Origin of the sequence: Phaeobacter sp. SYSU ZJ3003, assembly GCF_041300735.1 — a bacterium.
Lineage (GTDB): Bacteria > Pseudomonadota > Alphaproteobacteria > Rhodobacterales > Rhodobacteraceae > Phycobacter > Phycobacter gallaeciensis_A.
Map to the genome: position 1 here is coordinate 25,764 of NZ_PXNU01000022.1, position 20,172 is coordinate 45,935.

21 protein-coding genes and 1 tRNA gene are annotated in these 20,172 nt (G+C 61.9%); 9 read left to right on the forward strand and 13 right to left on the reverse strand.

The window, feature by feature from the left end; all coding sequences use genetic code 11:
* Positions 1-266: 266 nt before the first annotated feature.
* From C6W91_RS09620 to purC, 5 genes are all read right to left on the reverse strand, one after another.
* A complete protein-coding gene (locus C6W91_RS09620) occupies positions 267-1,604 on the reverse strand; it encodes a sigma-54 dependent transcriptional regulator (RefSeq protein ID WP_065273386.1) in 1,338 nt (445 codons plus the stop codon).
* Positions 1,605-1,631: 27 nt separating this feature from the next.
* Positions 1,632-3,416: an ATP-binding protein gene (locus C6W91_RS09625; protein ID WP_065273385.1), complete on the reverse strand. Its 1,785-nt coding sequence runs from the start codon at positions 3,414-3,416 to the stop codon at positions 1,632-1,634.
* A gap of 36 nt (positions 3,417-3,452) precedes the next feature.
* Positions 3,453-4,121 (reverse strand): phosphoribosylformylglycinamidine synthase subunit PurQ, encoded by a 669-nt coding sequence (purQ, locus tag C6W91_RS09630; protein ID WP_274867559.1) that lies wholly within the window; start codon positions 4,119-4,121, stop codon positions 3,453-3,455.
* A 202-nt stretch (positions 4,122-4,323) separates the two neighbouring features.
* A complete protein-coding gene (purS, locus tag C6W91_RS09635) occupies positions 4,324-4,554 on the reverse strand; it encodes a phosphoribosylformylglycinamidine synthase subunit PurS (RefSeq protein ID WP_065273382.1) in 231 nt (76 codons plus the stop codon).
* Positions 4,555-4,669: 115 nt separating this feature from the next.
* Positions 4,670-5,431, reverse strand: coding sequence for a phosphoribosylaminoimidazolesuccinocarboxamide synthase (gene purC / locus C6W91_RS09640; RefSeq protein ID WP_065273381.1), 762 nt, complete (start codon positions 5,429-5,431; stop codon positions 4,670-4,672).
* 210 nt (positions 5,432-5,641) lie between these two features.
* Between purC and C6W91_RS09645 the strand changes: the two genes are divergently transcribed.
* The 3 genes from C6W91_RS09645 (at position 5,642) to bmt (ending at position 9,162) form a co-directional block, all read left to right on the forward strand.
* Positions 5,642-5,959, forward strand: a complete 318-nt coding sequence (locus C6W91_RS09645) for a DUF1476 domain-containing protein (protein WP_274832110.1) — start codon at positions 5,642-5,644, stop codon at positions 5,957-5,959.
* A 130-nt stretch (positions 5,960-6,089) separates the two neighbouring features.
* A complete protein-coding gene (locus C6W91_RS09650) occupies positions 6,090-8,069 on the forward strand; it encodes a phosphatidylglycerol lysyltransferase domain-containing protein (protein WP_274867560.1) in 1,980 nt (659 codons plus the stop codon).
* 70 nt (positions 8,070-8,139) lie between these two features.
* The gene (gene bmt / locus C6W91_RS09655; protein ID WP_274867561.1) at positions 8,140-9,162 is read left to right on the forward strand and encodes a betaine--homocysteine S-methyltransferase; all 1,023 of its coding nucleotides are present in this window, start codon (positions 8,140-8,142) and stop codon (positions 9,160-9,162) included.
* Positions 9,163-9,267: 105 nt separating this feature from the next.
* On the opposite strand, the gene C6W91_RS09660 is transcribed toward bmt, so the two are convergent.
* Positions 9,268-9,486 (reverse strand): DUF6500 family protein, encoded by a 219-nt coding sequence (locus tag C6W91_RS09660; protein WP_274867562.1) that lies wholly within the window; start codon positions 9,484-9,486, stop codon positions 9,268-9,270.
* A gap of 43 nt (positions 9,487-9,529) precedes the next feature.
* Positions 9,530-10,609 (reverse strand): PA0069 family radical SAM protein, encoded by a 1,080-nt coding sequence (locus tag C6W91_RS09665; RefSeq protein ID WP_274867563.1) that lies wholly within the window; start codon positions 10,607-10,609, stop codon positions 9,530-9,532.
* 221 nt (positions 10,610-10,830) lie between these two features.
* Here C6W91_RS09665 and C6W91_RS09670 point away from each other — a divergent pair, with 221 nt between their 5' ends.
* Both C6W91_RS09670 and C6W91_RS09675 read left to right on the forward strand, forming a co-directional pair.
* A complete protein-coding gene (locus C6W91_RS09670) occupies positions 10,831-11,532 on the forward strand; it encodes a B12-binding domain-containing protein (protein WP_065273377.1) in 702 nt (233 codons plus the stop codon).
* Between the two features lies 1 nt (position 11,533).
* Positions 11,534-12,259: a DUF1638 domain-containing protein gene (locus tag C6W91_RS09675; protein WP_274867564.1), complete on the forward strand. Its 726-nt coding sequence runs from the start codon at positions 11,534-11,536 to the stop codon at positions 12,257-12,259.
* Between the two features lie 30 nt (positions 12,260-12,289).
* Here C6W91_RS09675 and C6W91_RS09680 read toward each other — a convergent pair whose 3' ends face one another.
* On the reverse strand, positions 12,290-12,919 hold the full coding sequence (locus tag C6W91_RS09680) for a glutathione S-transferase family protein (protein WP_274867565.1): 630 nt from the start codon (positions 12,917-12,919) through the stop codon (positions 12,290-12,292).
* Positions 12,920-13,015: 96 nt separating this feature from the next.
* Here C6W91_RS09680 and C6W91_RS09685 point away from each other — a divergent pair, with 96 nt between their 5' ends.
* The gene (locus C6W91_RS09685; RefSeq protein WP_274867566.1) at positions 13,016-13,729 is read left to right on the forward strand and encodes a YafY family protein; all 714 of its coding nucleotides are present in this window, start codon (positions 13,016-13,018) and stop codon (positions 13,727-13,729) included.
* 18 nt (positions 13,730-13,747) lie between these two features.
* On the opposite strand, the gene C6W91_RS09690 is transcribed toward C6W91_RS09685, so the two are convergent.
* On the reverse strand, positions 13,748-14,158 hold the full coding sequence (locus C6W91_RS09690) for a SufE family protein (RefSeq protein ID WP_274833874.1): 411 nt from the start codon (positions 14,156-14,158) through the stop codon (positions 13,748-13,750).
* Positions 14,159-14,293: 135 nt separating this feature from the next.
* Between C6W91_RS09690 and C6W91_RS09695 the strand changes: the two genes are divergently transcribed.
* Positions 14,294-14,803 carry a hypothetical protein gene (locus tag C6W91_RS09695; RefSeq protein ID WP_274827958.1) on the forward strand — a complete coding sequence of 170 codons (510 nt, stop codon included), beginning with the start codon at positions 14,294-14,296 and terminating at the stop codon, positions 14,801-14,803.
* A 113-nt stretch (positions 14,804-14,916) separates the two neighbouring features.
* On the opposite strand, the gene rnd is transcribed toward C6W91_RS09695, so the two are convergent.
* From rnd to C6W91_RS09715, 4 genes are all read right to left on the reverse strand, one after another.
* Complete coding sequence (gene rnd, locus C6W91_RS09700) at positions 14,917-16,074, reverse strand: ribonuclease D (protein ID WP_274832259.1); 1,158 nt, start codon at positions 16,072-16,074, stop codon at positions 14,917-14,919.
* A gap of 83 nt (positions 16,075-16,157) precedes the next feature.
* Positions 16,158-16,754, reverse strand: a complete 597-nt coding sequence (gene purN / locus C6W91_RS09705; RefSeq protein ID WP_065273372.1) for a phosphoribosylglycinamide formyltransferase — start codon at positions 16,752-16,754, stop codon at positions 16,158-16,160.
* On the reverse strand, positions 16,751-17,797 hold the full coding sequence (gene purM / locus C6W91_RS09710; protein WP_274867567.1) for a phosphoribosylformylglycinamidine cyclo-ligase: 1,047 nt from the start codon (positions 17,795-17,797) through the stop codon (positions 16,751-16,753). The genes purN and purM overlap by 4 nt, the downstream gene beginning before the upstream one ends.
* A gap of 126 nt (positions 17,798-17,923) precedes the next feature.
* On the reverse strand, positions 17,924-18,892 hold the full coding sequence (locus tag C6W91_RS09715) for an MBL fold metallo-hydrolase (protein ID WP_274867568.1): 969 nt from the start codon (positions 18,890-18,892) through the stop codon (positions 17,924-17,926).
* A 119-nt stretch (positions 18,893-19,011) separates the two neighbouring features.
* On the opposite strand from C6W91_RS09715, the gene C6W91_RS09720 reads away from it, so the two are divergent.
* Positions 19,012-19,941, forward strand: coding sequence for a LysR family transcriptional regulator (locus C6W91_RS09720; RefSeq protein ID WP_274867569.1), 930 nt, complete (start codon positions 19,012-19,014; stop codon positions 19,939-19,941).
* Between the two features lie 37 nt (positions 19,942-19,978).
* Positions 19,979-20,054, forward strand: a tRNA-Ile gene (locus tag C6W91_RS09725).
* The last annotated feature ends 118 nt before the right edge of the window (positions 20,055-20,172 follow it).

Here is a 20,172-nt window from a genome sequence, read left to right on the forward strand (position 1 = left end):
GATGCGAAAGAGGCATCCTTTTCCTGTATTTTCAGCATAAGGCCTGAAACCGGGAAATGACAATGGCCATTCGGCACGGGCATTGCTGAAAGTGTAAACTATTCTTCCTTAGACGGTATTGGTTAACAAATCCCCGAAAAACTGCGGTGTTTTTCCGCAAAAAAGCGACCTGAATGGAAAACGGCGCCGGTGCATCCCGGCGCCGCATCAATGTCGATCAAAGCCAAAACCTGCCTCAGCCAGGTTGCAGTCCAAGCCTGCAGCTGTCAGCTCAGGTATTCTGAGCGCTGCAATCCGTATTTGGCCATCTTCTCATTCAGAGTCCGGCGCGGCAGGCACAGCTCCTCCATCACCGAGGCGATGGAGCCCTTGTGGCGGCGCATGGTGTTGTCGATCAACATGCGTTCAAAGGCTTCGACGTATTCCTTCAGGGGCTTACCTTCGGTGGTCATCACCGGCTGCATTTCCTCGTGATCGGACATCAGCAGCGATGCGATGGTCCCCGATCCACGTCGGGATTGCAGAACCGCTCGTTCGGCCACATTGATCAGCTGGCGCACGTTGCCCGGCCAGGGGGCCTGCAACAGCTGTGCAGCCTCCTGCGCGGTGACCTGCGGTGCCTCGCAGCCGTATTCTTCAGAGAATTGCTCGCTGAAGCGGGTGAACAGAGTCAGGATATCCTCGCCGCGCTGGCGCAGGGGCGGCACGGTGATCCGCAATGCCGCAAGGCGGTAGAACAGATCCGGGCGCAGCGCGTCCTCGCAGGTCTTGCCCGCCTCCTGTAGGTTCGAAATGGCGATGATACGGGTTTCGCCCGGCATGCCCTGTTCGTTGATCACGCTCAGGAGCTTGGCCTGCAGCGCTTCGCTCAGCGCCTCCACGTCCTCCAGCACCAATGTGCCGCCGCGGGCCTCTTCAATGGCGGGCAACAGGCTGTCCTCGGGCTGCATCGGACCAAACAGACGCTTGGATAGGGCCTCTTCCTCCAGTGCGGCGCAGGAGACCAGAACGAATTTCTTGCCCGCCCGGCTGCCGACGGCGTGCAGCGCATGGGCCACCAGCGTCTTGCCGGTGCCGGTTTCGCCATCGATCAGCACGTGCCCGTCGGCTTGGCCCAGATCCAGAATATCCTCGCGCAGGCGTTCCATCACCGGGCTCATCCCGATCAGTTTCTTCATGATCTGGCCGCCATCGGACAATTCGCGGCGCAGCGCCCGGTTGTCGAGCGTCAGGCGGCGGGAGTTGGTGGCCCGCTTCGCCAGTTCCGACATCCGGTCCGGATTAAAGGGTTTTTCGAGGAAATCGAAGGCCCCGACGCGCATCGCCTCAACCGCCATGGGCACATCGCCATGACCCGTGATCATGATCACCGGAAGGGCGCTATCGCTGCCCATCAGTTTCTTCAGGAACTGCATTCCATCCATGCCAGGCATCTTGATGTCGGAGATCACGATCCCCGGATAATCCGAGCCAAGAACCTTCAGCGCATCCTCGGCACTGGCAAATGTTTCAGTGTCATAGCCCGACAGGGCCAGCCACTGGCTGATCGACTGGCGCATATCCTGTTCATCATCAACGATCGCGATTTTCATAGCCTGTGCCATGCGCGGCCTCTCCATCTTTAACGCCGCTTATTCAGCGGCTTCGATACCGTCCACAAGGATCGGCAACTGTATTTCAAACACGGCGCCGCCGTTTTGCCCGTTGCGGGCAATCAGCCGCCCCCCGAGGTCGTTCACGATCCCCGAGGAGATGGCAAGCCCCAGTCCGACCCCATCGCCGGGCTGTTTGGTGGTGTAGAAGGGTTCGAACAGATTGTCGAAATCCTTGATCCCGTTGCCATTGTCGCGCACCGACAGGGTTGCTGTCTCGCCTGCGGCCAGCAGGATCTCCACCTCGGGGTCCTCTACAGATTTGGTGGCATCCAGTGCATTGCGCAAGAGGTTGACCATCACCTGCTCCAGCCGCAACCGGTCGCCCATAACGTAAACCGGCTGATCGGGCAGCATTCGGGTGATCTTGACTTGCCGCTGGCGCAGTTGCGGTTCCATCATCGACAGGGACGACGCCAGCGCATCGCCCATGTTTACAGGGGCAAAGGCATCGCCTGCCTTGCGGGCGTAAGATTTCAGCTGCCGGGTAATGGCCCCCATGCGCTCGATCAGATCATCAATGCGCCCAAAGGAGGCAAGTGCCTCTTCGGGGCGGTTGCGGTTGAGCAGCAGCCGCGCCCCGGCCAGATAGGTTTTCATCGCCGCCAGCGGCTGATTGAGCTCGTGACTAACCGCCGCTGACATCTCCCCCAGCGCCGCGAGTTTCGAGCTTTGCGCCAGGCTTTGTTCGGCCACGGCAAGGGTTTCCTGCACCCGTTCCCGTTCGGCGATTTCCCGCTGCAGCCGTGCGTTCAATACGCGAAGCTCCGCCGACTCGCGCTGGAACAGCGCCATGCGCAGCGCCGTCTTGCGGCTGAGCGCATAGAATGCCAGCGCCAGCAGAATCGCGAATCCCATGATTTCAAGCGCCAGAACCGCGTTCACCCGCTCGCGGATCGAGGCATAGGTGGTGAAGGAGGTCAGCCTCCAGCCCTGAAACGGCACCCGCGTTTCCAGCCGCATCACCGCCTCGCCTTGCAGATAGGCATCGGCTGGCAGGACGGTCCAATCCGCGGTTGCCCGGATCGCGCGCTGAATGGCGCCCTCCGGTGTTTGCAGGCGCAGTGCGTCGCGCTCTTCCTTGCCGCGCCAGCGCGCTTCGGTCGCCAGAACGATACGGCCGGTGCTATCGCTGACCATCACCGCGTCTGAAATCCCCGCCCAGGCCCGTTCGAATTTCTGCAGATCGACCTCGATCACGATCACGCCGAGCGTCCCGGTGGTGTCAACAATGCGCCGCGAATAGGTAAAACGATAGCCGCCCACCTCGCGTTCAATGACGGAGAACACGGTAGATTTGGCCCGCACCGCATCGACGAAATAGGGCGCGTTGCGGTGGGTTTCGCCCAGACGGTTGCGATTGGTCGCCGCCACGGTACGCCCATCGCTGGCTAGCAACATGATTGAGGCAGCGCCGATTTCCTCAACAAAAGAAATCAGCCGGTGGGTGGATAGCGAAAAATCCTGACTTTGCAGTGCTGATATCAGCGCCTGGTCACGCGCCAGCAGCTGCGGCACGATGGCATGGCGGCGCAGCTCACTGACCAGGTTTCCGGAGTAAAGCGCTAGGCGCAGTTCGGCCCGGTTGCGGGTACTTTCGGTGAACCGGTGCGTCAGCATTCGGTTGGTCACCCAGACCGTCGTTGCCGCCACCGCCATGAACAGGACCAAGGCCAGCCGTGCCCGCCAGGAGATCGTACGCGATCTTGCGGCGGACCCGGATTTGGCCACGGGGAGTTCTGTGCGATCAGGCGGGGTGCTCATAGGGTTAACCTATTGCGGCTGCCCGCCTGTCTCAAGTCACGCTGTAGCGACGATCCCGGTCAATGCGCGGAAGACTGCCGTCCCGTCGGTGCCGCCATGACCTTCGTCCGCCGCGCGTTCGGGGTGCGGCATCATGCCCAGAACCCGGCGGTTCTCGGACAGGATCCCGGCAATATCAGAAACCGATCCGTTGGGATTGTCGACATAGGAGAAGGCCACCCGGTCCTGATCCTTCAGCGCCGCGACAGTGTCGGCGTCTGCATAGTAGTTGCCGTCGTGGTGGGCGATTGGGATGCCGATGACGTCGCCTGCCGAATAGCCTTCGGTAAAGACACTGTTGCTGGTCTCGACCTTCAGCTCCACCGTGCGGCAGATGTATTTCAGCCCCGCGTTGCGCAACAGGGCGCCGGGCAGGATGCCGGTCTCGGTCAGGATCTGGAACCCGTTGCAGACACCAAGCGCGTAACCGCCCCGGTTAGCGTGCTCCACAACCGCCTGGCAGATCGGCGATTGCGCCGCGATAGCGCCGCAGCGCAGGTAATCGCCGTAGGAGAACCCGCCGGGCACGCCGACAATGTCGATGCCTTCGGGCAGCTTGCTGTCCTTGTGCCAGACCATGGAGACATCAAATCCGGCCTGTTCAAAGGCCACGGCAAGATCCCTGTCGCAGTTGGATCCGGGGAAAACGACAACGGCAGCACGCATCAGGGGTTCCTTCCTAGCTTGCGAAATCGGTAATGACCGCCCCAACCCGAAGGCGCCGGGCGGTCAAACGCGGCCAGATCGCACTGGCCTTTAAAAGAGAGATGGCGCGGGTCAGCACTTTGCCCGGCGCGGGCGACGGATCCGGCAGGGTTACCAGCTCCAGCGGCTGGCGAAAGCCGATAAGCCGCGCCGCCCGCATCGGTCAGGCCAGCTCGATCTCGTAGGATTCGATCACGGTATTGGCGAGCAGCTTCTCGCACATGTCCCGCACATCCGCCTCGGTGGCGTCGTCGCTCAGCTCCAGATCGATGACCTTGCCCTGACGGACGCCTTCGACCTTGTCAAAGCCCATGGCGCCAAGCGCGTGGCGGACCGCCTCGCCCTGGGGATCCAGAACTCCGTTCTTCAGCATCACATGCACCCGTGCCTTCATCGCGTCTTTCCTCAGCTTTCGGTCACAAAGCCCGCCACGGGCTTGTTGTTGTCAGATCTATGCCCTGCATGCCATCTTCACGGGACCACAGCCCCGGATAGGCGGGACGGGTCGGTCAGTTGACCAGAGTCGGCTTTCCCGCTGCAGGCGGGTTGTTCGGCATCACGCCCAGACGGCGTGCCACTTCGGTATAGGCGTCGGTCAGACTACCCAGATCGCGGCGGAACACGTCCTTGTCCAGCTTCTGGCCGGTTTCGATGTCCCACAGGCGGCAGCTGTCCGGGCTGATCTCATCAGCGACAACCAGACGCTGGAAATCACCGTCGTAGACCCGGCCGATCTCGATCTTGAAGTCGACCAGGCGAATGCCCACGGCCAGCATCACGCCGGACAGGAAATCGTTGACCCGCAACGCCAGGCTCAGGATATCGTCCATGTCCTGCTGGCTGGCCCAGCCGAAGGCAGCGATATGTTCCTCTGTAACCAGCGGGTCACCCAGCGCGTCGTCCTTGTAGCAATACTCGACGATGGGGCGTGGCAATTGCGTGCCCTCGTCGATACCCAGACGTTTGGACATGCTGCCGGCCGCGTAGTTGCGCACGATCACCTCAAGCGGGATAATCTCGCAGCTGCGCACCAGCTGTTCGCGCATGTTGAGCCGCTTCAGAAAATGCGTCGGCACGCCGATCTGGCCTAGCCCCTGCATGAAGAATTCGCTCAAGAGGTTGTTCAGAACCCCCTTGCCCTCGATCACGTCCCGCTTTTCAGCGTTGAACGCGGTTGCGTCGTCCTTGAAATACTGCACGATGGTTCCGGGCTCGGGACCTTCATACAATGTCTTGGCTTTGCCTTCGTAGATCTTCTTGCGACGTGCCATGAGGAACCTTTCGGGGGTCAGGGGCGGGAATCCGTCCCGGTTTCTTGCCGCTCTCTTAGTGCAAGCGACATTGCGCCGCAAGCGCGGCGCGCGGTCACAGGCTTGCTGTGAAGGGATATTTGGTTCCGCAGGCCGCTCTTGGCGCTATTGCAGTGCGCCCGGGGCAGGCGCATAGTCATTTCATGCCATAGTGCGGAACAGGAGGAAATGATGAGTACTTTTGACAGTCGCGAGCAGGCTTTCGAGGCCAAATTTGCCCATGATGAGGAAATGCAGTTCAAAGCGCAGGCCCGCTGCAACAAGCTGCTCGGTCTCTGGGCGGCCGAAATGCTGGGAAAGTCCGGCGATGCAGCCGAGGCCTACGCTAAAACGGTGGTTACCGCCGATTTTCAGGAACCGGGGCACGAGGACGTTGTCCGCAAGCTGGCGGAGGATCTGACCGGCCGGGTGAGCGCCGATGACATCCGCGAGAAGATGACCGACACGCTGGCCCTTGCCAAGGAACAGATTCTGTCCGAAATCAGCTGAGGCATGCATCTCCCGCCCAGCTTGGTCGGGAGGGGCATTAACTGAAATCATCGATATTAACTGAAGAAGAACGCCTTCTTTGGTATTCTCCTGCGCGAGCCGCTGGTGCGGCGATTACGCAGGGATGCTGATGACAATCCACACTCTCCCTCTTTCCGGTGCAGGCCGCGGCCGCCTCTGGACGAGCCTGAAGGACGGTTTTGGCGCCGGTTTCCGGTGGGCCGCGCCTGTGGCCATGACGGTCCTGTGTCTCTGGGCCTTCGAGGCAAAACTTGGCCTTCCCTCCCTTGCCGAACTTGGTCACACACTGGCCACCTTGCCCGCATGGGGCTGGCTGGGGGCCTCTATCGCCACTGCAATTAGTTTCTGGGCTTTGGGGCGCTACGACTCTGTGGCACACCGCCATCTGCAAACCGGCCTTGATGGCGCCGCGGCCCGCCGCGCCGGAATGGCCGCCATCGCGTTCTCACAGACAGCTGGCTTTGGGCTCATCACCGGCACCTATGCCCGCTGGCGCCTGCTGCCGGGTCTTACCGCGCTGCAGGCCGCCAAGATCACTGCCCTTGTCGGGTTCACCTTCATGGCCACGCTGGCCGCTATCGCCGGGGTTGCCCTCGTGCTCTTCCCGCCAATACAGGGGTTTGGCTGGATTGGCGGGCTGTTGCTGGCCGGTTTCATCTGTGCGGTTGCGGCCAGCTTCTGGTTTCCGTCCCTGAGGATCGGCAAGCTCAGACTGCGCTGGCCTTCACTGATTGCCCTGACGGCGCTGATGGGCTGGACCCTGATCGATGTGGTGGCGGCGGGAACTGCTCTTTGGATGCTGCTGCCGGATACGGTCCAGATTACCTGGTCAACGCTGGTGCCTGTCTATCTAATCGCCCTTGGCGCTGCGATCCTATCCTCGGCCCCCGGTGGCGCCGGTCCACTGGAGCTGACGGTCTGCGCCCTGCTGCCAACTGCGGATACGGGCGCCCTCCTCGGCGCCCTCGTCGCCTTTCGCCTTGTATACTATGTGCTGCCTGCCGCGCTGGCTTGCGGCGTGCTGTTCCTGCCGGGTATGGGCCGCGCGAAATCCAGCGCCCCGACCGATGCTGACCTGTTGGGCGCCCGTCGCACCCCTGCCGCAGATCTGCCCGCAAGCCGCGCCTGCGCCGAAACGGCAATCATCCGGCAGAACGGAGGCCACGTGCAGGCCCTGGGTTTCAACCAGCTTGCGGTGCTTGACAGCCCGCAATGCACGGTAGCCTTCTTTGATCCCCTGTCGGGCCACACGCCCGAGGTCTTTGCCCCGCTTGCCGCTTATGCCCGGCAGCGGAATGGCTCTGCCTGTTTCTACAAATGCGGCGCCCGCACCGGGACGCTGGCCCGCAATGCCGGATGGAAGATCCTACGCATCGCGCAAGAGGCCGTGGTCCGGCCCACCACCTTCAGCGACAGCGGCTCCTCCCACCGGCAGCTGCGCCGCAAGCTCCGCCATGCGGAAAAGGCGGGCCTCAAGGTCATGCAGGCCCCCGCCTCTCTGCCGATCGACCAGATGGGCGCCATCGACGCCGCCTGGCAGTCCACGCATGGACACGCCCACGGTACCACCATGGGCCGGTTCGAACCGGGATACCTGGCCGAGCAGCGCGTGTTCCTTGCCTGGAAGGACGGACGGCTTGAGGGATTTGTCAGCCTGCACGCCACGCCCGGAGAGTGGTGCCTGGACCTGATCCGCATCGTGCCTGACGCGCCGGATGGCACAGGCCACGCGCTGGTGCGCACCGCGATTGCCGCCGCCGCGCTGGAAAACGTGCCGCGCCTGTCGCTGGCGGCTGTGCCCGACCACCGCTGGGCAGCCCGCACCGATCCGGGGTTGCGTCGGTTCAAATCCTGTTTCGCGCCGCGCTGGGAACCACGCTATCTGGCGTCGCCCAGCTGGCCGCAGATGGCTGTCTCCCTGATTGAGCTTCTGCGTCTTGTGCACCGCCCGGGTCCCGTGCAGCCAGTCCTGCAGACCAGTAGCGATGATGCAGGCCAGACTTCGGACGCAGAGAAAAATCTCTTCGACCGCTATCCGGCTCATAATGAACTTGAGCAAAATGAAATTGCCCTGCGCGCCGCGCCGTGACAGGAGGGGCCACTCCGCACTGGCCCGCCAGTGCGCCCCAGTGCCAACCCTTTGACGGGACCGATCAGCGATGACCAACACCTTTATTCAGCTCCTGCAAGACAAAGACGTGCTGCTGGCCGACGGCGCCACTGGCACCAACCTGTTCAACATGGGCCTGCAATCGGGCGATGCGCCCGAGTTGTGGAACACCGACGAGCCGAAAAAGATCATGGCGCTTTATCAGGGTTCGGTCGATGCGGGCAGTGATCTGTTCCTGACCAACAGCTTTGGCGGCACCGCTGCCCGCCTGAAACTGCACGACGCCCAGGGCCGCGTGCGCGAGCTGAACCGCGCCGCTGCGGAACTGGGTCGCGAGGTCGCCGACAAGGCCGGGCGCAAGATCGCAGTCGCGGGCTCGGTCGGCCCCACCGGTGAAATCATGCAGCCGATCGGAGAACTGTCGCACGCGCTGGCGGTGGAAATGTTCCACGAACAGGCCGAAGCCCTGAAAGAAGGCGGCGTCGACGTGCTCTGGCTGGAAACCATTTCGGCCCCTGAAGAATTCCGCGCCGCGGCCGAGGCGTTCAAACTCGCGGATATGCCCTGGTGTGGCACCATGAGCTTTGACACCGCCGGGCGCACCATGATGGGCGTCACTTCCGAAGCGCTGGCGCAGCTGGTCGAGGAGTTCGACAATCCGCCGCTCGCCTTTGGCGCCAACTGCGGCACCGGCGCCTCAGACATCCTGCGCACCGTGCTCGGCTTTTCGGCGCAGGGCACCGAGCGGCCGATCATCTCCAAGGGCAACGCCGGTATTCCGAAATACGTCGATGGCCACATCCATTATGACGGCACGCCCGAACTGATGGGTGAATACGCGGTGATGGCGCGCGATTGCGGCGCTAAGATCATCGGCGGCTGCTGTGGCACCATGCCCGAGCATCTGCGCCACATGCGCGCCGCGCTGGACAGCCGCCCGCGCGGTGACCGCCCCACGCTGGAGCAGATCGTCGAAGTGCTTGGCCCCTTCTCCTCGGCCAGCGATGGCACCGGTGAAGATGCCGCTGCTGCCGGTGAGCGCCGCAGCCGCCGGGGTCGCCGCCGCGGCTAAGTTTCCCCCCTCTTTATTCTATGAAACGGCAGTCCGATCCCGGGCTGCCGTTTTTCGTTTCTCCTATTGCAACCCTGTTCAGCGGGTTCCGTGCCCCGCAAGCGCCTAAAGCCCCTCCGCCACCATGGCTCGAACCTTCACTGCCTTTTCGAAATGATCCAGCTGGTGCGTCTCGATCCACCAGGTAGCCGCCTCCATCAACAGCGCGGGATCATCATTGCGATTGGCGAAAAAGGCATAAAAGGACAGGCCGACACCGGCCCCCTTCTGAGCAATTTTACGGTCGCACACCGTAAGGATCTTCTGACGCAGCTCGGCGCGCATAGCTCACTCCCATTCCCACATTCCAGTGCCCAGACCGGCCTGGTCAAAATAGCGCCAGCTGATCCCCGGCCTGCGCCGGGCGCGCAAAGAGATCGCAGCGCTGCGGTTCAGACCTCTCGGTCAGGCCCAGACGCTTGCAGGCGGCGCGAAACCGACGCCCGATCATTCCGGCATATTCGCCAGTGCCCCGCATCCGCTCACCCCAGCGCGGATCATATTCCCGCCCGCCGTGCATCTCCCGCAGGCGGGCCATAACCTTGGCCGCGCGGCCCGGCGCGTGCATGGACAGCCATTCCTGCCAGAGTTCGGACACTTCGCGCGGCAGGCGCAGCATGATCCAGCTGGCAGCATCGGCGCCCGCCTCGGCCCCGGCAGCAAGCAGCGCCTCAATCTCGTGATCGGTCAATCCCGGCACGATGGGCGACGTCATGACCCGCACCGGGATCCCCGCCTCCGACAGGCGGCGGATCGTGGCCAGCCGCCGGGCGGGTGATGGCGCCCGTGGCTCCATCCGGCGGGATAGGTCCGGATCCAGCGTCGTGACCGAAATGCCAACCCGTACCAGCCCCAGCGCGGCCATCTCTGACAGAATGTCGATATCCCGCTCGACCAGCGCTCCCTTGGTGACGATGGCCACGGGGTGCCGGAAATCCCGCAGCACCTTCAGGCAGCTGCGGGTGATCTCCAGATCCCGTTCACAGGGCTGGTAGGGATCGGTGTTGGTGCCCATGGCGATCGGCGCCACCTTGTATCGCTTCGCGCAGAGCTCCTTGCGCAGCAGCTCGGCGGCATTGGGCCGTGCGATCAGCTGGGTTTCGAAATCCAGCCCCGGCGACAGGCCCAGATAGGCATGCGTGGGCCGCGCAAAACAATAGATACAACCATGTTCGCAGCCCCGATACGGATTGATAGAGCGATCGAAGGGAAGATCCGGCGAGCGGTTGTAGCTGATGATGGATTTGGCCGTTTCCTGCCGGATTTCGGTGGGAATCACCTCCGGCGGTGCCTCTTGCTCCCAGCCGTCATCGACCGCGATTCTCGGCAGATCGAACCGGCCTGTCGCATTGCTGACACTGGCGCGCCCTTTGCGGCGCATGTGGGGTTGGTCGCTTTCGATACTCATGCGCCAAGGATGACAGAGCGGCAAGAACAAATAAAGAACAAATAAGCAAACGCGAAGATTTCCTTGCGAAATCTTCATTATCATTCGGCATCTTTTCCGCCTATAGGTCGGTTCGGATAAAGGCAGTGTCGCAAATAATGCAGTTTCGCTGCGTCATTCTGGCCCATTAGTCGGTGAATAAGGCCAAGCCGGGGATACCCCGCCAGTCAAGGAACAAGCCCATGTCGGAAGAAGAAGACGAAATCATCCTGGCGGAACTGGATGACGAGGAACTCGTTCAGCAGATGTTCGACGACCTCTACGATGGAATGAAAGAAGAGATCGAAGAAGGTGTGAATATCCTTCTGGAACGCGGCTGGGCGCCCTACAAGATCCTGACCGAAGCGCTGGTCGGCGGCATGACCATCGTCGGCGCCGACTTCCGCGATGGCATCCTGTTCGTGCCCGAAGTGCTGCTGGCCGCAAACGCGATGAAGGGCGGCATGTCCATCCTGAAGCCGCTGCTGGCAGAAACCGGCGCGCCGCGCATGGGGTCGATGGTGATCGGAACGGTCAAGGGCGACATCCACGACATCGGCAAGAACCTTGTGTCGATGATGATGGAAGGCGCAGGCTTTGAAGTGGTGGATCTGGGCATCAACAACCCGGTTGAAAACTACCTGGAAGCTCTGGAAGAGCACCAGCCCGACATCCTCGGCATGTCGGCTCTGCTGACCACCACCATGCCCTATATGAAAGTGGTCATCGACACGATGGTCGAACAGGGCAAGCGGGACGATTACATCGTTCTGGTTGGCGGCGCCCCGCTGAACGAAGAGTTCGGCAAGGCCATCGGCGCAGACGCCTATTGCCGCGATGCGGCTGTTGCGGTGGAAACCGCCAAGGACTTCGTCGCGCGCAAGCACAACCAGATGAGCGCCTGATTTGGCACGCAAAGGACGCGCAGCCCGCCTGAATGAGCGGGCTGCCTTCCGCCCCCCAACCGGGCGCAGTCTCGACACCGCCTCCCTTGCGGAACAGGGGCTGGCTGCACCAGAGAAAAAGACCGGGCGCATCCTGCTGATCGGATGTGGCGCCCTGGCCCGGGAAATCCTTGATATCAAGGAAAAGAACGGTCTGGATCACATGGATCTGACCTGCCTGCCCGCGAAACTGCATATCTATCCCGACAAGATCACCGAAGCCGTCGAAGAGGCCGTGCTGAAACACCAGCAGGTCTACGACCAGATCTATGTGGTCTATGCCGATTGCGGCACTGGCGGTACGCTCGAAAAGCGCTGCGCGGAACTGGGCGTGGAACTGGTGCCCGGCCCGCATTGCTATGCCTTTTTCGAGGGAAACGAAGCCTTTGCTCAAAAGGCTGACGAGGGCGAAATCACCGCCTTTTACCTCACCGACTTTCTGGTCAAACAGTTCGACGCCTTTGTCTGGCGTCCCATGGGTCTGGATAAGCACCCCGAGCTGCGCGACATGGTGTTCGGCAATTATACCAAGCTGGTCTATCAATCCCAGACCAGCGATCCCGCGCTGGTGGAAAAGGCCCGCGCCTGCGCAGATCGCATGGGGCTGGAATTTGAACACCGCCACACGGGCTATGGCGATCTGGAAACCGCGATCCGGCGCTGGGGCGCTAGGGACACGCAGGACTGACCTACGCGCCCCCAATTTGGCCCCTCTCGCTCAGGCGCTTTGCAACGCACCGAGCTCCGCCACCGCGTTACCCTCGTAGGCTGCCAGCGCCGAACCATCCATGGCATCGCCAACCCGTTTGACCCAGGCCTTGATCGCAGGACTGTCTGGCATCAGATGGGGCGCCCATTGAAAGGGTGAAGCCAGAAGGATGTCTGCAATACTAATGTCCTCTCCCAGCAGGAACGGCCGATCCTTCAAGCCCGCCTCCAGTGCGGAGCAAACCTCTGCCATCCCGCGAAAATTCCCGGTGATCGCCGGATGGTCAATGCCGGAGAAGGCGGACACGATGACGGGTTCCATGACGCCGCCATAATAGCTCATCCAGCTTAGGAAGCTCCCACGCATAGGGGTGCCGATCTTAGGGCTTAGCGGCTGACCGAAGAGCTCATCCAGGTACATCATGATCGCGGCGCTTTCGCGGACCTCTTGCCCGTCATCGGTGATCAGATAGGGCACCTTGCCTTCGGGATGGACATTGCGCGGGTCGTGACGCCCGGTGCCATCACCGCGTGCGACATCTACGATGACGACATCGACCGCCTCCAGCTTGCCGATCAGCATGAGCTGGGCAATCACGCGAGAGGAGCGGCTGTTAGGGGAATGAAAGAGAGTGGGCATATCCATGACCTTCGTGTTGATGGGTTGTTGATGACGCAGCTATGCCGTTACCCTCTTGTCAATTTCTGTCAGGATGTTTCTGGGTATATCTCCCCCATGGCCAAAAGCGACCGACTGTTCCGACTGCTGCACCTGATCCGGGGTCTGCGCCCGCCGGTGACGGCTGCGCGGCTTGCTGCTGCAATGGAGGTCTCCGAGCGCACGATCTATCGCGACATCGACAGCCTGCGCGCAGCTGGCGCCCGGATCGAAGGCGAGGCAGGTCTCGGCTACACCATGACCGAGGACCCTTCCCTGCCACCGCAGACCTTTAGCCAGATCGAACTGGAGGCACTGATGCTGGGGCTGGCCGATGTGAACCAGCGGGGTGATGCGGATCTGGCGCAAGCGGCAAATGATGCATTGGTCAAGATTCTGGCCACCCTGCCCGAACGCCAGCAGCGCCAAGCGATGCATGCGGTCAATCTGGTACACCGGTTCAATGCGCCGCCGCAGGCGACGATCGGCATGACCCTTCTGCGCGAGGCGATGTGGGCCGAGGAGGCGCTGGATATTGGCTATCGCGATCTGCAGGACGCGCGCACTCAGCGGCGGATCTATCCGCTGGCCCTGTCGTACAATGATCGCACTGTGATGCTGCTCGCCTGGTGTTGCAAACGGCGGGATTTCCGTTTCTTTCACGCCACCCGCATCGAAGGCTACGAGCAAACCGGCGAAAGCTTTCGTCCGCGCAGGGTTGCACTGCTCAGGGAGTTTATCGACCAGCTAAAGGCGCGCTGTGCACCATCCCAGACAGGGTCCCCTTCATAGGCGCAGATCAGGGGCGGATCAGGACGCGGCGGCGGCGGTCTCGCGGATCCGCTCGATCATGGCGCGCAGACCGTTGGAGCGCTGCGCCGAAAGGTGATCGTTCAGCCCCAAGCGGCCCAGTTCAGCCTTGGCATCCACCGCCAGAACCTCGGCCAGCGTCAACCCGTTATAAAGCGACCGCAGAACCGAAATCAGACCACGCACGATCATCGCGTCGCTGTCGCCGTCAAAATGGAACCGGCCGCCTTCGATCACCGGATGCAGCCAGACCTGACTGGCGCAGCCTTCGACCTTGGTTGCGGGGACCTTCAGCGCATCATCCAGCGGGGTCATTTCCTTGCCCTGATCGATGACATGGCGATAGCGGTCTTCCCAGTCTTCCAGGAATTCGAAGTCCTCGACGATCTCTTCAAATGCGGCGCTGGCCATGAAAGGACAATCCCCTGTTGGTTACGGTGCGAGCAGATCAGCAGTTATGCGGCTGGCCCGGTCTTTTCAACCGCTTTTCAACGCAGCAGCAATCGGGTAACCACAATCAGGGAGAACTCAAACGGGCAGGACATCATGCGCAAACCCCTTTCACTACTCTTGGCCAGTGCAATTGTTCTGGCGGGCTGCGGCGGCTGGCGTGACTCCCGCATCAACCCGAGCAACTGGTTCGGCAGCTCAAGTGTGGCTGAGGCCCCGGTAGACGGCGACGTGAACCCGCTGATCCCCGAAAAGGTCGGCAATGGCCTGCTCGACAAACCCGAGGCCGAGGACCGCAGCGTTCTGATCGCCGAGGTCAGTGAATTGCGCATTGAAAAGACCCCCACCGGCGCCATCGTCTATGCCACTGGTGTTGCCTCGCGGCTGGGCGCCTTTGATGTCGAGATGCGCCCGGTGCCGAATGACGATCCTGCCGTTCTCGAATATGATTTCCGGGTGGTCTATCCCGAAGACGCAACCGCCGTGGGCAGTGCCTTCAGCCGCACCCTGCGCGCTGCGGTCAGCCTCGGAAGGCAGGATCTGGCGGGCATTCGCACGATCCGCGTCAACGGATCCGGCAACGCCCGCGAAAGCCGCCGTCGCTGATCAGGCGCCGTACGCGAACAGGCTGCTGCCCTTTGTACCTGGGCTTAGACCCTGACGACCACCAAAGGTTCGTCAGGGCAATGTGAAAGATTTTTCGCAGGAACGGGTGCCGCTTAGAGGGAAACAACCTTCACGGATTGCCCCTGCGCCGCCAGCGCGATTTCCCCGTCACACAGACGCAGCGCATCGGCACCAAAGACTTCGCGGCGCCAGCCCGTCAGGGCCGCCACATCGCGCTGCCCGGCGGCGATAGCATCCAGATCAGCGCTAGGCGCGATCAGCTTGGCCGCGACGCCTGAACTTTCGGTCTTTGCCTTCAGTAGTACCCGCAACAGGTCCGCAAGCGCCGGATTGACCTGTAGTTTTTCACGGCTGCGGTCGGGCTTGGGCTGTTTTTCCGGCGGGCAGTTCACACCGCGGCCAACTGCCTCCAAAATACCTTCGGCGATGGCGCCCTTGCGGGCCTCACGCAGCAGCAGGCGCGAGCCACCCAGATCCGATCCGGTGCGCGGTTTGGTCGAGGCCAGCTCGACCAGTGCGTCGTCCTTGAACACACGGTTGCGCGGCACGTTGTTGCGCTGTGCGTAATCTTCGCGGAAGGCCGCCAGTTCGCGCACCACGGCCAGGAATTTACCCGAGGTGGTGCGTGTCTTGATCCGGCGCCAGGCCTCTTGCGGGCGAATGTCATAAGTAGCTGGGTCGGTCAGAACCTGCAGTTCCTCGGCCACCCAATGGCTGCGACCGCTGCGGTCCAGCTCAGCGGCGAGGTATTCATAGATCCGGCGCAGGTGGGTCACATCCGCCAACGCATAGGTTTTCTGCGCATCACTCAGTGGGCGGCGCGACCAGTCGGTAAACCGCGAGGTCTTGTCGAGCCCCTGTTTCACGATCTTGCGCACCAGAGTTTCATAGCCCACCTGTTCGCCAAATCCGCAGACCATGGCGGCCACCTGCGTGTCGAACAGCGGTTTCGGGAAAACGCCCGCATCGACCCAGAAAATCTCCAGATCCTGCCGCGCGGCATGGAACACCTTCACCACGCTTTCATCGCGGAACAGCGTGTAAAGCGGCTCCAGCGACAGACCGTCGGCCAGCGGATCGACCAGCACCGCGTCCGTTTCACCATCGCCGGAAAACGCCAGCTGGATCAGGCACAGCTTGGAATAATAGGTTCGCTCGCGCAGGAACTCGGTATCCACCGTCACATAATCATGCTTGGCAGCCTCCTGACAGAAGGCAGTCAACTCTTCGGTGGTGGTGAGTGTTTTCATCGGTCGCGGCTTTTCTTTATATTTCATGCGTATCACCCGGTGATACGCCCTTGGTTCCTGCATTGCAAACGGCGCGGGAAAGATCAGTCGATCAGAACCGGTGTTCGGTCCCCGGCTGCGTAACGACGCAGCACTGCCGGATACAGCAGGTGTTCCTTGACCAGAACTCGCTGGGCCAGATCCTCGGGCGTGTCCCCCGGTAGGATCGGAACCCGCGCCTGCCCCAGAACCGGGCCATCATCCAGCGCGGGCGTCACCTCGTGCACGGTGCAGCCGTGTTCCTTGTCGCCCGCCTCAAGCGCGCGTGCGTGGGTGTGCAGTCCCTTGTATTTGGGCAGCAGCGACGGGTGGATATTCAGCATCCGGCCCTGAAACTGCGACACGAAACCAGCGGTCAGAACCCGCATGAACCCGGCAAGGCAGACGATATCGGCGCCCGCCTCCAGAATGGGTTTGACCAGTTCCGCCTCAAACGCCTCGCGGTCGCCCTTGAACGGGCGGTGGTCCACCACGGCGGTGGCGACACCAGCAGCGGCGGCCTTCTTCAGCCCGCCCGCATCGGCATTGTTGGACAGCACCAGACAGGGGCGCGCCGGATGGTCTCCGGTCATGCTTTCCAGCAGCGACACCATATTGGAGCCGCCGCCCGAAATCAGAATGGCAACCTTCTTGTGGCTCACAGCAGCTTGCCCGAGTAACGCATACCCTCGCCCGGGGTCACGGAGCCAAGGCGGCTGACGGTCTCGCCTTCGCCTTCCAGAACCTCGGTCAGCACATCTGCGCGATCGGCAGAGACCGACAGGATCATGCCAATGCCGCAGTTGAAGGTCTTCAGCATCTCAGCCTCGGCGATGCCGCCGGTTTCCGCCATCCATTTGAACACCGGCGGCAGCGCCCAGGCGTTCAGATCGATATCGGCGCCCAACCCTTCGGGCAGCACGCGCGGCAGGTTCTCGGTCAGACCGCCGCCGGTGATATGGGCCAGCGCATGCACGCCCCCTGCCCGTACCGCCGCCAGCGATTGTTTCACGTAAAGCCGGGTCGGAGTCAGCAGCGCCTCACCAAGTGTACCCTCGGCAAAGGGACAATCGGCATCCCAGCCGAGTCCCGACACTTCAACCAGCTTGCGCACCAGCGAATAGCCATTGGAATGCACCCCATCCGAGGCCAGCCCCAACAGGACATCACCCTCTTCCACGCCTTCGGGCAGCGCGGTGCCGCGCTCCATCGCGCCGACGGCAAAGCCCGCAAGGTCGAAATCACCCTCGGGATACATGCCCGGCATTTCCGCCGTCTCACCACCGATCAGCGCGCAGCCAGAGCGCACACAGCCCTCGGCGATACCTTCGATGATGCGGGCGGCGGTTTCTGTTTCCAGCTTGCCGGTGGCGAAATAGTCCAGGAAGAACAACGGCTCGGCAGCTTGACAGACCAGATCGTTGACGCACATGGCCACCAGATCGATGCCGACGCCATCCACAACACCGGTATCAATGGCAATGCGCAGCTTGGTGCCCACGCCATCGGTGGCACCCACCAGGATCGGATCATTGTACCCGGCGGCTTTCAGATCAAACAGCGCTCCAAAACCGCCCAAACCGCTCATCACGCCAGAGCGATTGGTGCGTTTCGCGGCCGGCTTGATCCGGTCCACCAATGCATTTCCTGCATCAATGTCCACACCTGCATCCGCATAGGTCAAACCGTTCTTGCCGCTGGTCATCGCTTGGCTCCTTTAGAAACGTTGCGCAGCCTTTAACGCAAGGCGCTTCGGAAGGGAACAAGGGAATCTGCCGCGCCGCAAGAGGCAGCACGGCAAACCTGTCAAACTGCGTCTCTCACGCCCGGATTACAGGCCGAATTGCCAAGGTGCCTGATGAAACCGGAAGTCTTCACCTGAACGCTTCACCTTGCCGAGCCCCGGGAAGTCCAAATGCATCCCGACAACCAGCAGATCATCCGCCGCAGCCCGGTCGAACATCTGCCGTCGTGTCTGCGCCGCCAGCGCCTGATCGACGTCAAAGGGAATGGTCCAGTCCGGCTCGGCGAATTGCAGGGCGGCGCTGTGAACAACATCGCCCCAGAACAACAGCGCCTCGCTGCCCGCATCAAGCATGAATCCGGTGTGTCCCGGTGTGTGGCCGGGCAGCGGCACCGCGCTGAGTCCACTTGCGGCCTCGGCCTCTCCCCTCAACAGTTTCAGACGGTCCACATAAGGCGCGACGCTGTTGCGCGCCGTCTGGAAGAAGCCGCGGCTTTCCTCAGGCACAGCAGCCAGAACCGCCTCATCGTGCCAGTAATCCCACTCCGCCGCAGCCACCGCCAGTTCCGCATTGGCAAAGGCGGCACGGCCATCCGGCGTCAGCAATCCACCGCAATGGTCAGGGTGGATATGGGTCAGCAGCACGGTCGCAATCTGCTCAGGCGTGACACCCGCCGCCGCCAGGGCCGCAGGCAGCGCACCCAAATCCGGCCCCATCAGCTGCGCCGACCCGGTATCGATCAGGGTGTATTCACCGCCCTGCTCCACCAGATAGCCATTGACCGGGATTTCCAGACCTTTCGCATTTTCGCGATAAAGCGAGCCTGCCAGCGCCGCCTCTGCCTTGGCGGCGTCATAGCCGGTGAAAAACTCCGGCTTGATCGCCAGATGCCCATCCAGCAGCGCGGTGATCCGCGCATCGCCCAGTGTGAACTGATTTAGCACTGGCGTCGGCCCCTGCGGCGCCGCAGCAGCTGGAGTGATCAATGCAGGTGCTGCAGCCGCCGCTGGGGCGACCGCAGCGGCTTTCAAAAGGGTTCTTCGGGTGATAGTCATAAGGCGCTCCAATATCTGATTGGCGGATTTTCTCCGCACCCTGCAGATAAGGCGCACATATCTTAGGTATCAGTCACAGAAGTCAGATACCCGTTATAAGCATTGCTAATAGGCGCATCATGGACAGGCTTTCACTTCTGGAAACATTTGTCGTGGCACTGGATGAAGGCAGCCTGAACCGCGCAGCGCAGCGCCGGGGTATGACCCAATCCGCCGTCAGCCAGCAGATCAAGCAACTGGAGAGCCTGCTGGGCCAGCAACTGCTGCACCGCAGTGCTCGCGGGGTGCAGGCCACCCGCGCCGGGGATCTGGTCTTTACCCACGCGCAGGGGCTGCTGGGTGGCTATGACCGACTAACAGCCGAGCTGGACAGCCTGAACGCCAGCGTCTCCGGTACCTTTCGCATCAGCACCAGTACCTTCCTTGGCCGCAGCGTGGTCGGACCGCTTCTGCTGGAGCTGGACCGGCAATACCCCGATCTAGACATCGTCATGCGGCTGGAGGACCGGCTGGTCGATGTGGTGCGCGAGAATTACGATCTTGCCATCCGAAGCGGCAAGCTGGGCAGCACCGATGGCGTGGGCCGCAAGATCGCGGAGTTGGAAACCGTGCTCTTTGCTTCACCAGCCTATCTTGATGCCGTGGGGCGACCGCAGCAGCCTGAAGACTTGATAAGGCTTAAGTTCATCCAGTTGCACGAAGACCAGACCGAAGGTTTCTTTCCGCTGCACCGTGATGGCCAGGAAGTCCTGGCGCCGATCCGGGTTGGTTTCACGGCAGACGATCCCGAACTCATCATTCAGGCGGTGACCAACGGCTCTGGTTACACCCGCGCCCCGCGTCCTTTTGTCGAGGACCAGCTGCGCGATGGCATCTTCGAACAGGTGCTGCCGGAGTACAACGCCCCGGACAAGGACGTCTTTGCGGTCTTTCCCTCGCGCCACAGTATCGACCGGCGGCGGGAACTGGTGATCGATGGAGTGACCGAGCGCCTGACCCAGATACACCGCCGAGCGGCGCAGCCGAGACCCGCGACAATCACCGCTTGACCTTACCCGCGCCATTTCCTAACCACTTGCTTACGGCGGGCCTGTAGCTCAACGGTTAGAGCAGAGCGCTCATAACGCTTTGGTTGCAGGTTCGAATCCTGCCGGGCCTACCACACCACCAATGACTTGCCTCAATGCCGCAGTACACCTGCGCACCCATCGGTTTTTCTTGCGGCGCAGCACCGCTGTTGCACAAGCCGACAGCGGCCGTACTTTTGCTTTAGAATTGCA

Excerpts from the sequence above, each read along its gene's own strand:
- C6W91_RS09650 (WP_274867560.1), top strand. The coding sequence starts at position 6,090 with ATGACAATCCACACTCTCCCTCTTTCCGGTGCAGGCCGCGGCCGCCTC.
- C6W91_RS09625 (WP_065273385.1), bottom strand. The coding sequence starts at position 3,416 with ATGAGCACCCCGCCTGATCGCACAGAACTCCCCGTGGCCAAATCCGGG.
- C6W91_RS09665 (WP_274867563.1), bottom strand. The coding sequence starts at position 10,609 with ATGAGTATCGAAAGCGACCAACCCCACATGCGCCGCAAAGGGCGCGCC.
- C6W91_RS09695 (WP_274827958.1), top strand. The coding sequence starts at position 14,294 with ATGCGCAAACCCCTTTCACTACTCTTGGCCAGTGCAATTGTTCTGGCG.
- C6W91_RS09690 (WP_274833874.1), bottom strand. The coding sequence starts at position 14,158 with ATGGCCAGCGCCGCATTTGAAGAGATCGTCGAGGACTTCGAATTCCTG.
- C6W91_RS09645 (WP_274832110.1), top strand. The coding sequence starts at position 5,642 with ATGAGTACTTTTGACAGTCGCGAGCAGGCTTTCGAGGCCAAATTTGCC.
- rnd (WP_274832259.1), bottom strand. The coding sequence starts at position 16,074 with ATGAAAACACTCACCACCACCGAAGAGTTGACTGCCTTCTGTCAGGAG.
- C6W91_RS09620 (WP_065273386.1), bottom strand. The coding sequence starts at position 1,604 with ATGGCACAGGCTATGAAAATCGCGATCGTTGATGATGAACAGGATATG.
- C6W91_RS09670 (WP_065273377.1), top strand. The coding sequence starts at position 10,831 with ATGTCGGAAGAAGAAGACGAAATCATCCTGGCGGAACTGGATGACGAG.
- bmt (WP_274867561.1), top strand. The coding sequence starts at position 8,140 with ATGACCAACACCTTTATTCAGCTCCTGCAAGACAAAGACGTGCTGCTG.
- purQ (WP_274867559.1), bottom strand. The coding sequence starts at position 4,121 with ATGCGTGCTGCCGTTGTCGTTTTCCCCGGATCCAACTGCGACAGGGAT.
- purS (WP_065273382.1), bottom strand. The coding sequence starts at position 4,554 with ATGAAGGCACGGGTGCATGTGATGCTGAAGAACGGAGTTCTGGATCCC.
- C6W91_RS09685 (WP_274867566.1), top strand. The coding sequence starts at position 13,016 with ATGGCCAAAAGCGACCGACTGTTCCGACTGCTGCACCTGATCCGGGGT.
- purC (WP_065273381.1), bottom strand. The coding sequence starts at position 5,431 with ATGGCACGTCGCAAGAAGATCTACGAAGGCAAAGCCAAGACATTGTAT.
- C6W91_RS09720 (WP_274867569.1), top strand. The coding sequence starts at position 19,012 with ATGGACAGGCTTTCACTTCTGGAAACATTTGTCGTGGCACTGGATGAA.
- C6W91_RS09680 (WP_274867565.1), bottom strand. The coding sequence starts at position 12,919 with ATGCCCACTCTCTTTCATTCCCCTAACAGCCGCTCCTCTCGCGTGATT.
- purM (WP_274867567.1), bottom strand. The coding sequence starts at position 17,797 with ATGACCAGCGGCAAGAACGGTTTGACCTATGCGGATGCAGGTGTGGAC.
- C6W91_RS09660 (WP_274867562.1), bottom strand. The coding sequence starts at position 9,486 with ATGCGCGCCGAGCTGCGTCAGAAGATCCTTACGGTGTGCGACCGTAAA.
- C6W91_RS09715 (WP_274867568.1), bottom strand. The coding sequence starts at position 18,892 with ATGACTATCACCCGAAGAACCCTTTTGAAAGCCGCTGCGGTCGCCCCA.